We start from the raw sequence: 11,288 nt of genomic DNA, 5'->3' as shown, positions 1-11,288 counted from the left end.
GGCCCTTGTGATCAGCGCAGCTCCGGAGCTCAGCTCAGCAGGGTGGCAAACAGCTGGCGCATGTTCTGCAGCAGGGCATTCTCCCGTTGCTTGGCGGCGCTGCTGCTGAGCTGGTTCAGCTGCGCCTGGCGGGCACTCACCAGCCGGGCCAGTTGATCCAGCAGGGCTGGATCGCTCTCCAGCAGGGGCACCAGGTCCCGCCGCTCCACCTCCAGCAGCACGGATTCCTCGGTGGCCCGCACGGTGGCGCTGCGGGGGGCGTCGATGCACAGGCTCATCTCCCCGAAGATGTCGTCGGGCTTGAGCTGGGCCACCCGGTGGGCTCCCCCGTGGCCATCGTCCTTGAGCACCTCCACGGCGCCGCTCACCAGTTGGTAGAGAGCATTACCGGGCTCCCCCTCGATCACGATCGATTCTCCCGGCCCGAAGTGCAGGCAGCGGGTGCGGGGGGCCAGCAGTTCGAGCTGCTGCAGAGACATCCCTTGAAACAGCTGATTGCGCCTAAGGATTTCCAGTTGTTCCTCCAGGCTGGTGTTGCGGGAATGGGACGATTCGACGGGCTTGCGTCGTAGCCGCAGCTCCCGCACCGGGTAGGGAATGCTGTGCCCTTCGCGGCTCAGCCGATACCAGATCTGACCCAGCAGTTCGCCGCGCAGCTCCAGGCGGGCCCCTTCCAGGGCGTTGTCCTGGAACACCAGTATCTCGTAGCTGATGGCGCTCTCTTCGTAGGCGCTCACCCAGACCTGCGGGGGCGGGTGCCGGAACACGCGGGGATGCTGGCGCACGACGCCGAGGATCAGCTCCCGGGCGATGGCCGGCGGCAGCGCATAGTCGAGGCCGATGCGAAAGCGGTTCCCGACTGGATCGCGCGGGCCGAAGCGCCGCAGCACATCCTGCGCCACCTTGCTGTTGGGCAGCACCACTTCAGCGCCGTCGAGACAGATCAGGCGGGTGTTCATCAGGTTGAGCGACACGACCTTGCCGTTGGCCATGCCCACCAGATCGATCCAGTCCCCTTCGTGAAAGGGAGGATCGAACTGCATTGCGATGCCGGCGAAGAGATCCTTGAGCGTCTCCTGGGCCGCCAGGCCGAGCACGGCGGTGAGCACCGCTGAGGTGGTGACCAGACCCACGAGGTTCACCCGGGCCTGCTGCTGCAGGATGGCCAGCACGTAGATCCCGCCCAGCAGCAGCAGGCTGAGGTCCCGGGCGATGCGGGGCGTGGCCGGCCACCAGCCCAGGCTTGGGGGGGCCTCCAGCAGGGCCCAGGCCAGCAGCCGGATCAGCACCAGGCCAACCAGCAGCTCATCCAGGGTCACCAGCCAGGGCCGCATCGCCGGCGGCAGCCAGGCCGCCGGCAGGGAGCTGGCCACCAGGGCGACCAGCAGCGCCAGGAGGGAAAGTCTTAGGGGCAGCTCCGGCAACCGGAGGCGGCGGGCCAGCAACTTCAGCAGCGCCAGCAGCACGGCCAACGAGACGACCGTGATCATGTGCGGCAGCATGGAGCGAATACTGGGTGGCCGGGGACTCTGATCCTGGTTGCCATTCTCCACGGGCCGCCATGTTTCCTGCCGCCTTGCCTGCGACCGTGTCGGCCCCGGAGCTTCTGGCGATGCTGGCCATGGGGCATTGCGTCGGCGATTTCGGCCTCCAGAGTGACCGCATGGCCACCGAGAAGTGCCCCGGCAAGGGGGTGACGCTCGGCTGGGGTTGGTGGCTGGTGGCCCATGCGGGGATCCATGGCTTTCTGGTGGGCTGGATCACCGGCCTGCCCCTGCTCGGCGTGGCCGAGTGGCTGGTGCATTCCCTGATCGATATCGGCAAGTGTCGTCACCTCTACCGGTTGCCGATGGATCAGGCGCTGCATCTGCTCTGCAAGGTCGTCTGGGTGGGGGTGTGGATCCAGTTGCAGGCCTGAGCCAGCGGGGCCAGGCTGGAGGGGTCGTCAGCCTGTCGACCCTTGCGCATCACCTCCCTGGCGGTGGCTCTGGCCCTGGGGCTTGAGGCGTCCGCGGCCCTGGCCCAGCCCAACCTGCGCAGCACCTTCCCCGGCCGCCGCATCGGCGGAGGCACCCGCGGGGAGTGCGCCGCCCGTCTTCTGGCCCATCTGGTGCCTGCCGACAGCGTCTTCGCGGCGGGGCCCAGCAGCAGCGTCGGGCTGCTGCTGGGACCGACGGCCGATCCGAGGCCCCTGCAGATCGAACTGCGTCCCCAGGCCCCAGGGGGCGGTGCCGCCGGGGCCGGCGCCAGCCAGCGGCGCCAGCTGCCCGCCGCCCCCCTCGGCGTCACACTGCTGCGCCTCCCGGCGGTCTCCGGCCCCGAGATCTGGGAGTCCAGCTATGTGTGCAGCGAGGGCGGGCCTGCCAGCACCGACCCCCTCAGCTTCGTGGAGGCCGTCTCGCCGCCGGCCCTGAGCCTGCTGGTGCGGGAGAGCACCCCGAAGGATCAGGCCATCCAGGCGGCCCTGGCCAAGCTGCGGGGACTCTGCGGTGCCGAGGTGGCACGCACGGAGCTGGCCAGTGGTTTCGGCCTCGAGGATGTGGTCACGGGGCCGGAGTGGCCGGAACGGATTCCTGTGCGCTGCCCCTGAGCTCCCAGACATCCAGCGGTTGGGCCCGGCCCTTGACCGTCAGCGGTCCCCAGGATTCCCAGCAGAGGGGCGGGTCGGTGTCATCCAGCAGAGCACGGGTCTCCGACGACGCCAGGATGCGGCAGATGTTGGTCTGACGGGTCCTGTCGAGGCTTTCCAGCCGGGAGGCGCAGTTCACGGAGTCGCCGATCACGGCGTACTCGAGCCGCTCGCTGCTGCCCATCGAACCGGCCAGCACATTGCCGCTGTGCACGCCGATCCGCAGGCCCATCTTCGGGGCCCCCTCGGCGGCCAGCTCGGTGTTGAGCCGCTCGATCCCCTGCTGGATCTCCAGGGCCGCGGCGATCGCTGCGCGGGCGTCCGTTTCAGTGCCGTTGCTCAGCGGCGCCCCGAACACGGCCAGGAAGCCATCGCCGGTGAACTTGTTGACCATGCCGCCCCGGCGGGTGATGGCCGGCACGCACACGGCCATGCCCCGGTTCAGCCAGGCCAGCAGGTCCGCCGGCGCCAGCTGCTCGGACACGGTGGTGAAGTTGCAGGTGTCCGAGAACACCACCGTCACCGGCAGCAGCTGACCTTCGAAGCGTCCGTCGCGCAGCAGCGAATCCCGCTGGGCCCAGAGCTGCTTGGCCACCGCCGGTGAGGTGGTCTGGCCGAGCAGCTTCTCGATCTGCTGGCGCTGCTGCTGGCTGGCGGAACCCCGCCGCAGCCAGGCGGCGCCGGCCATCAGGCCCAGGCCCGCCATGGGCAGGCTGGTGTTCACCCAGTGCCCCTGGATCAGCAGCAGCACGGCTCCGCCCAGGGCCACCAGCTCGAGGGCCGCCACGCTCAGGATGCTCTCGCGCAGTCGGGAGAAGCTCTCCCCCAGCAGCACCCCCAGCCCCAGGCTCAGCACCAGCAGCAGCTGGCCGCTCCAGCCCGGCCAGGCCTGCATGGGTGCCGCAGTCCCCGCCATCCGCCGCAGGGCAGCGGCGGTGCGGTTGGCGTGGATCTCCACCCCGGTCATCTGGGTCTGGCGCTCGCCACTGCCGAAGCGGCTGTGGGGCACCAGGAACAGGTCCTTCAGCGAAGGAGCCGTGCTGCCGATCAGCACGATCCGGCCCCGCAGCTGCGCCGCGGGCACCGCGTTGCGGATCAGCTGGTGCAGGTCCCATTGGGGGAAGCCACCAGGCGTGCGGAACGGCAGCATCTGCTGGTAGCCGGCCGCGTCGAGCTGGGTGTAGCCGCCGGCCCCGGCATCCAGCCAGGGTCCGGGGGCCGTGCCGCGCTCCAGGGCCTGCCGCAGCCGCTGGTCACCGCCGCGGGCGAGCTCGGCCAGCCGCAGGGGCAGGGCCACCGTGGCGGCATCCTGGCCGCTCACATGCACCAGGTCCCGCCGCACCACGCCATCCACATCGAGCACCAGGTCGTTGAAGGCCTGGCGTTGCGCGGGCGTGCCGGGAATCGCCCCGGTGGCCTCGGCCACGTTGAAGATCGACACCAATCTGGGGTTGGTGCGGGCCTGCTGGCGCAGGCAGTCCTTCTGGGGGCCGACCCCCTGGTCGCGGTACAGATCCAGGCCGATGGCCACGGCGCCGTCGTCGCTCAGCCGCTGGATCGCCTGGCAGAGGTAGCGGTCGTCGATCGGCCATCCGAGGGCTGCGATGTCCGCCTCGCTGATGCCGATGATGGCGATGCCTGGGCCGGGCTGAACGGCCGCGTTCTGGCGATGGACGACCAGGTCGTAGAGGAGCAGGTTCACCGCTTCGGCGATCCGGCTCTGCTGGAGCCCGAACAGCAGCAGAGCCGCCCCGGCGTAGGGGGTCAGGGCCGCGACCCGATTGGCGAGGCGGTGGCGTCGGTCTCGGCGTGTGGTCGCGGCTCGTTCCATCACCCGTCAGAACCGGAACTGCACCTTGCCGTAGAGGCCCTTGCCCAGGGTCCAGTCCGTCCAGGGACCCAGGTTGTTGTCGCTGGAGAACTGGCTCACCCAGCCCAGTTCAACGCTCCACTGGTCCCCGGCCAGCCAGCGGGCCAGGATCCCGCCCGAGCCCACCGTGTCGCTGAAGCTCACCCCCGGCAGCGTGGTGCTGATGCCGCCGGCCCCGATGAAGGGCACGAGCTGGACGGCGTGGCGCTTGCTCTGCCACGCCGTCCAGACCAGCTCGCCGGTGCCCAGCCAGCCGTTGTCACCGCTGATCAGCTGGCCGGGCAGCCCCCGCAGCCCCACATCGGAGCCGAGGGTGAACTGCATCGGGGAGGTGAGGGGGTTGAAGGCCACCTGGCCGCCGATGCGGGCGTTGAGCTGCCAGCTGGGGGCCATGGCCCAGGCGGCCGAGAGCAGGCCGCCGATGGCCGTGGCCTGGCCGGGTTCAATCCCCACCTGGGCGAGTTCATCGCGCTGGCCGGCCGGCGTGGCCGCCGCCAGGCCCTGGATCAGGTAGGCGTTCCCACCCCAGCCCACCGGCCCGCTGAGGCCACTGCCCGCCACGCCGAAGCGCACGTAGCCGGAGCGCGGGGCCCGCACGCTTTCAGGGACACCCTCGGGGAGAGCCCGACCATCGAGATAGGTGGTGCTGCGGTTGCCGCTGAGGCCTGCAAACAGGCTCCAGCGCTGGCTGAGGGTTTCCTTGAACACCCATTCCAGCTGGCCCAGCCCCTGGAACTGATTGCTGCCGATGCCGTCGCTGGGCGGGGGCAGTTCCACCAGGTTGCGGCGGCTGTAGCCGAAGGCGCCGGTGAGGTTCCAGGCGTCCGCCAGGGGGATGGTGTAGCTGATCGAGCTGATCACCGCCCCGAGCGACGCGCTGTCATCGGCGTTGAGTTCGCCGTAGAGCAGCAGGGTGTCGCCGCTGGTGGCCAGGTCACTCTTGATCAGCGTCCCGACTCCGCGGAACTCGCCGGAGCCGTTGGAGCCGTCATTGCGCACGGAAAACTCACCCTTCCAGCGGGGAGTGGCGGGCTCCACACTCACGGTGAAGACCGCCTGGGCTGGATCGCTGCCCAGGCGCGAGAGATGGCCCCGGACGACGCTGATGTTGGGGAGTTGCTTGAGCCGTTGCAGGTCCCGTTCCACCGACGGCAGGTGCAGGGGCTGTCCCCGCAGGGAGTCCAGCAGGCGCTGGATCTTGCGGTTGAGGGCCGTGTTCTGCCCCTTGACCCGCACCTCCACGATGCGGCCTTCCACCACGTCCAATCGGCCGGGGGCAGGGGTGGTCAGCACGTACACCCGGCTGTTGACGTAGCCGTCGGCCACGAGCCGAGCCGTGAGGGCCGCGGCGCAGGCCTTGAGGCGTTCGGCTGGGTCGGCGATGGCGCTGCAGGGGCCCAGGATTGTCTGGCGTTCCTGCTCGCTGTAGCGATTGAGCCCCTGGATCGGGGGGAGCTGGCTGAAGGGGGGCAACCCCGGGGGCTGCTGCTGTGGGGGCCTGGGGCCGGGCGGGCTGGGGGGCTGGGGACTGGGCTCCCCCTGAATCTCCACAGTCGGCGGTTTCTGCTCGTCCTGGGTCGTGGGTCGTCGCTCCCCGGCCCCGGGCCCCGGGAGCCGCACGGGGCTGTTCTGCAGGGGGGGAGCAACGAGTTGTGCCAGGAGCGTCAACATCGCAGGCGCCGACCGATTGGCCGGATTGTCTCCTGTGCGCCGATGGCGTGGGGGCAGGCTGTGGCGAAATCTTGATTGTCGGTCGTTGCTCTTTGGGGTGACTGATGCCTTTGCTCTGGCAACAGCCGTGTTGTCCCTGTTTGCGAAGCGCCTCCGTGAGCTTGGAATCTGGATGTACGGGCTTAATTTAGTGGTGGTGCTCAAGCGTTGCTTCGTTCTCCATGGCGAACGTTCCTGCTGGTGTTGGCCGACGCGCCCTGTGCCTGGCTCGCCTGGGCCTGCTCGCCGCTCTGGTGGCGGCAGCTGCGCCTGAAGCGCTGGCGGACGTCGGGGCTGCCGATGCCGTGTGGGGGCTCGGCATCAACACGATGAATGGAGCCCGGGGAGGTTCCTGCACAGGCAGCCCGTCCGGGAGCCTGGCCGGACCCGATGCCGGCAGCAACCGGTCCCACCGCGTCGTCAGGCTTGCTCCCCACGGCGCCATCTGTGATGTGCGCTCCCACGCGGCGCCTTTGGGATTGCCTCCGACCACCTTGGAATTGCCGTTGCGCTTGATGGCAAGACATCCCACGCCTGGGCTGTTCAAGGACGGCACTTTGGCTGGTATAGATCAGGGCCTGCAGATTGAGCGCAGCGTTTGCCTTGGCAAGCCAACGGCAAAGTCCTCCCATGGTTCATCAGGTCAGCACGTCTCACCTGGCTCCTGTGGCCTTGTGGCCGGGGTGCTGACTGGTGGCTCGGCGTCAGGCGGGTTGACTGCTGGACCTCGATCTGCGTTGACCTTGTCTTTAGAGATAGAAATGCTTCTTGATCGTCAGAGCCTGGGCACAGAATCCCTGGGTCATGGCGGTGTAGAGGTGGGTGCACGCTCCGACCACTTCGCTCAGCGGCTTTCCTGTGGATCTGGCATTGTTCAGGACGATTGTTCTGGCTTAATGGCTCGGGCCGAGCACATGGCAATGGAACGTTTGCACACTCCTTCCTCTGTAGGTCAGCCCGTTGCCAGTAAGTCTTCGAATCCCCTGTCCCTGACTGCTGATCGGTCGGTGCCCTCAGGTGATGCCGCTGGTCACTTCGATGGTCTACCTGTGCCATTGGAGACCATTGAAAGCTCGCTCATCCCCGGCTCTCCATTCGCCTTCCCTTCTGGTGCTGAGAATGCCCTGATCCTTGCCGCTCGAGGAGGGGAAGGTGGTGGTGGGTCTGGAGAAGGAGGAGGGGGGAGGCCGAATCGGCCACCGATCCCAACGCCTCAACCGATCCCTACACCCACGCCGATCCCTACACCCACGCCGATCCCAACGCCGATCCCTACACCGACCCCAGCTCCAACGCCAGCTCCAACGCCAGCTCCAAGGTCAGACCGTTTCGATCCGGCCAACCTCCTCCTTAACACGCAGTCGCCGTCGATTTTTCCCATACCAGAAACCGATCCCACAAAACCCCTGTCGCCTGGGGGGGGTGGCTCCTCCGGAACGGGCAATCGCCCTATTGAATTCCAGGTACCTGTGAATGTGTTGCTGGATTTGAACGACCTCGATGCTGCCGATATTCTTCAACCTTTGCTCGGGGGTTCGACGGGTCAGGTTGGTCCTGTCAATAGCCTCCCAGGTCAGCCGGTGCCGATCCCTGTTCCGTTGCTGCTGCCCGGTTCGGTGAATCCATCGTCCTCAGCCCTTGTGATTACGACGATTGACCTCTCACAGGAGGTGCTGATCCAAAGAGTGATCAATGCCGATCAGCGTCGCACTAGTGATGTACAGCAGACATTGCCAGATCTGGGAACTCCTCAGGGCGCCGCAGGGGATCTGTCGACGGAGGAGCTTCAGCGTCAAATGAATCAAGCGGTGCAGGTGATCACTGGAGGTGCTCCTTGACGCTCCGTCGCCTGTTAGGTCACCTCGTGAGTGCCCTGGTCATTCCGGGTCTATGCAGCCCTGCATTGGCGCAGGAGTTCCTGTTCCAGCGTTCGGCTTACAACCCTGCGGTGCTCAGCCTCAGCTTCACCGAGGCCAAGGAGGGTCGTGGCACCACATCCGGGAATGCCTTTCTGGATATCACCCTGATCCCCCGCAAGGGTGAGTTGGTGGGTAAGCGGGTGGAGTTGTCCCGGGAGCTCTTCCAGACGCAGCTCAGAACCCTCTACCGCCAGCTCTCGCGCCAGGAATCGCTGCAGGTGGTCAACCCTGCCTCAGCGAGCCGCCAGTTGTTTTCAGCGCTGCTCGCACCTGCGGCCGAGGAACTGAAGCGGCAGGGCATCACCACCGTGCTGATCGCGGCCGACCGTGGTCTGCAGGCGGTTCCCTTTGCGGCTTTGCATGATGGTCGTGAGTATTTCGGCGAGGCCTATGCGTTTTCGCTCACCCCTTCCCTGAAACTCACCTCCCTGGCTCCGCCGCGCAGTGAGCGGAATCAGGTATTGGCGATGGGCGCTTCGGATTTCAAAGGCCTGGCCCCGTTGCCCCTCGTTCCCCAGGAGCTGGCCAATCTGCCAGGAGGTCAGGGGGTGGATCGTTATCTCAACCAGGCCTTCACTCCGAGCGTGTTGCTGGAGAAATCAGCGGACCCCCGCTACGACCGCGTGCATGTGGCCACCCATGCTGAATTCCTGCCAGGTGGCCCTGCCCAGGCCCGTCTCTATGCAGGGACAGGCCCTGTGTCGATGAAGGAGTTTCTGAAGCTGCGTCAGCGTCGGCAGGACAACCCCCTGGAGCTGTTCGCCCTGAGTGCCTGCCGCACGGCCCTGGGGGATAACGACAGTGAGCTGGGCTTTGCCGGTCTGGCTCTACAGGCAGGCTCCCGCAGTGCGATCGGCACCCTCTGGTATGTGGATGATGTGGCCACCTCGGCCTTCTTCCTGCAGCTCTACCGATATCTCAATGCAGGCCTGCCCAAGGCCGAGGCCCTGCAGGCCACCAGGATCGCCATGGCGCAGGGGCGGGTTCGCCTCCAGGGCGATCGTGTGGTGGGGGCGGACGGCGCCACGTTGCTGACAGGGCTGACCCCGGTGCAGCAACGGCGTGTCTCCGGTGGGTTGGAGAATCCCTTCTTCTGGAGTGGCATTGAGCTGCTGGGCACTCCCTGGTAACCCTGGATCCCGTTGCACGTCGGCCTCAAGACCTCAGTGGCCGCTCTGCCATGGTCTACTCAACCCGTCTGGTTTTTCCTGGACGGTTTCAATAGGCTGGTGGGGCTTGGCGACGGCACGGCAGCAGGGGCTTCTTTCCCTTGGTCCGGGGCGACCATCGCCAGGATCCCATCGTGCCCTTTGCCATGGACCAGCAGCCGCAGCGATTCCAGACCGATCAGGCCCTCGTTGAGATTCTGGAAATCGCGACGGCCCTCAGCAGTGCCAGTGATCTGTACGCCCTGCTGCATCTGATTCTGTCAAAGTCACGCTATCTCACCAACAGTGATGCCGGCAGCATCTTCCTGGTGGAGCGTGCCGATCAGAATCGGGATCCCCAGTCCACGGATCAGCTCTGGTTCGCTGTTTCCCAGAACGCCACCCTGGATGCCAGGGCGGGGGTTGATGAGGGCTCGTTTGAAGCGAGAGTTCACGATATCCGCTTCCCCCTCACGCAGGAGCGGCTGGTGGGTTGGTGTGCCCTCACTGGCGACGTGCTCAACATTCCCGATGCCTACGCCCTGGATCCGAATCTGCCCTATCGGTTCGATCGAACCATGGACAGGACTCTCGACTATCGGGCCGTCTCGATCCTCACCCTGCCGATGCGCACGACAACGGGTGAAATCGTTGGCGTGCTGCAGCTGATCAACCGCAAGCAGGGTGAGGCCACGCTCATTGAGCCCGCCAACGCCCTTGCCCTGACCCGTCCTTACGACAGCCTTGACCAGACCCTGATCGAAGCCCTGGCCAGCCAGGCGGCGGTCTGTGTGGAGCGCACCCAGCTGTTTGAGTCGCAGCAACAGCTGATTGACTCGATCATTGCCATCCTGGCGGGAGCGATTGACGCCAAGAGCCCCTACACAGGGGGCCACTGTGAACGGGTGCCTGAGCTGGCGACGTTGCTGGCCGAGGCCGCCGAAGCCGCGACGGACGGCCCGCTGGCGGACTTCCGCTTTGAGACGCCGAAGGCCTGGCGGGAGTTCCGGATCGGGGCCTGGCTGCATGACTGCGGCAAGGTGACGACACCGGAATATGTGGTCGACAAGGCCACCAAGCTGGAGACCAATTACAACCGCATCCACGAGATCCGTACCCGGTTTGAGGTGTTGTTACGGGATGCCCAGATCGCCCGTCTGGAGGGCCTGCTGCGAGGGGACGACCCTGCGCAGCTGAATCAGGCCTATGAACTTCGGAAGCAGCAGCTTGAGGCCGACTTCACCTTCATCGCCGAGAGCAATCTCGGCGGCGAATTCTTTGGCCCCGAGAGTGTGGAGCGTCTCAAGGGCATTGCCGTGCAGACGTGGCAGCGCCACTTCGATGCCACTATCGGCCTGGCCTGGGAGGAGCACGAACGTCGGGTAGCGGGACTGCCCCCCGGTGGCGAGATCCTGCCGGTGGAGGAGCCGCTGTTGGCGGATCGGCCCTGGCATCGCATCCCGCGCCATGAGGAAGACATGCCGCCCGATGCGCGCTATGGCTTCAAGATGGACATGCCTGAAGATCTCTACAATCAAGGCGAGATCTATAACCTCTCGGCGTCTCGCGGCACGCTGACCGACGAAGAGCGTTACAAGATCAACGATCACATCATTCAGACGATCATCATGCTGGAGAACCTGCCCTTCCCCAGGGATCTGGCGCGGGTTGCCGAGTATGCCGGCGGTCACCACGAGACGATGCTCGGTACCGGCTACCCCCGCCGGCTGACCAAGGAGCAGCTCTCGATCCCTGCGCGCATCATGGCCATCGCCGACATCTTTGAGGCCCTGACGGCCGCGGATCGTCCCTACAAGAAGGCGAAGACCCTCTCGGAATCGGTGGCGATTCTGGCGGGCTTCCGCAATCGCCAGCACATCGATGCTGATCTGTTTGAGCTGTTTCTGCGCTCAGGGGTGTATCGCGTGTATGCCGAGCGCTTCCTCAAGCCGGAGCAGATCGACGACGTGGACATCGCGGCCTATCTGGAGCGGCCGGTGGCCCAGGTCTGA

The 11,288-nt window shown here is 66.4% G+C and carries 8 protein-coding genes; 5 read left to right on the top strand and 3 right to left on the bottom strand.

Translation table 11 applies throughout. From position 1 onward, the window contains the following. Positions 1 to 29: 29 nt before the first annotated feature. The gene (locus tag ACLV7J_RS08470) at positions 30 to 1,502 is read right to left on the bottom strand and encodes a cyclic nucleotide-binding domain-containing protein (RefSeq protein ID WP_411868665.1); all 1,473 of its coding nucleotides are present in this window, start codon (positions 1,500 to 1,502) and stop codon (positions 30 to 32) included. Between the two features lie 74 nt (positions 1,503 to 1,576). On the opposite strand from ACLV7J_RS08470, the gene ACLV7J_RS08465 reads away from it, so the two are divergent. Together ACLV7J_RS08465 and ACLV7J_RS08460 are read left to right on the top strand one after the other, a co-directional pair. Continuing rightward, complete coding sequence (locus ACLV7J_RS08465; protein ID WP_411868664.1) at positions 1,577 to 1,918, top strand: DUF3307 domain-containing protein; 342 nt, start codon at positions 1,577 to 1,579, stop codon at positions 1,916 to 1,918. A gap of 42 nt (positions 1,919 to 1,960) precedes the next feature. Beyond that, positions 1,961 to 2,590 (top strand): hypothetical protein, encoded by a 630-nt coding sequence (locus ACLV7J_RS08460; RefSeq protein WP_411868663.1) that lies wholly within the window; start codon positions 1,961 to 1,963, stop codon positions 2,588 to 2,590. Here ACLV7J_RS08460 and ACLV7J_RS08455 read toward each other — a convergent pair. Beyond that, a complete protein-coding gene (locus ACLV7J_RS08455; RefSeq protein WP_411868662.1) occupies positions 2,544 to 4,460 on the bottom strand; it encodes a CHASE2 domain-containing protein in 1,917 nt (638 codons plus the stop codon). The genes ACLV7J_RS08460 and ACLV7J_RS08455 overlap by 47 nt on opposite strands. A gap of 6 nt (positions 4,461 to 4,466) precedes the next feature. Further along, positions 4,467 to 5,972, bottom strand: coding sequence for a ShlB/FhaC/HecB family hemolysin secretion/activation protein (locus tag ACLV7J_RS08450; RefSeq protein WP_411868661.1), 1,506 nt, complete (start codon positions 5,970 to 5,972; stop codon positions 4,467 to 4,469). Between the two features lie 1,706 nt (positions 5,973 to 7,678). On the opposite strand from ACLV7J_RS08450, the gene ACLV7J_RS08445 reads away from it, so the two are divergent. From ACLV7J_RS08445 to ACLV7J_RS08435, 3 genes are all read left to right on the top strand, one after another. Then, a complete protein-coding gene (locus ACLV7J_RS08445; RefSeq protein ID WP_411868660.1) occupies positions 7,679 to 8,047 on the top strand; it encodes a hypothetical protein in 369 nt (122 codons plus the stop codon). Then, positions 8,044 to 9,258, top strand: a complete 1,215-nt coding sequence (locus ACLV7J_RS08440; RefSeq protein WP_411868659.1) for a CHAT domain-containing protein — start codon at positions 8,044 to 8,046, stop codon at positions 9,256 to 9,258. Before ACLV7J_RS08445 ends, ACLV7J_RS08440 begins: the two co-directional genes overlap by 4 nt. Before the next feature lie 185 nt (positions 9,259 to 9,443). Beyond that, complete coding sequence (locus tag ACLV7J_RS08435) at positions 9,444 to 11,288, top strand: HD domain-containing phosphohydrolase (RefSeq protein ID WP_411868658.1); 1,845 nt, start codon at positions 9,444 to 9,446, stop codon at positions 11,286 to 11,288.

Origin of the sequence: Vulcanococcus limneticus LL, from assembly GCF_943369875.1 — a bacterium.
GTDB classification, from domain to species: Bacteria; Cyanobacteriota; Cyanobacteriia; order PCC-6307; family Cyanobiaceae; genus Vulcanococcus; species Vulcanococcus limneticus_A.
This window is presented reverse-complemented; position numbering and strand designations above follow the sequence as displayed.

What these genes read in the sequence shown, in the direction of transcription:
- ACLV7J_RS08470 (WP_411868665.1), bottom strand. Translation starts at nt 1,502, where the DNA reads ATGCTGCCGCACATGATCACGGTCGTCTCGTTGGCCGTGCTGCTGGCG.
- ACLV7J_RS08455 (WP_411868662.1), bottom strand. Translation starts at nt 4,460, where the DNA reads ATGGAACGAGCCGCGACCACACGCCGAGACCGACGCCACCGCCTCGCC.
- ACLV7J_RS08435 (WP_411868658.1), top strand. Translation starts at nt 9,444, where the DNA reads ATGGACCAGCAGCCGCAGCGATTCCAGACCGATCAGGCCCTCGTTGAG.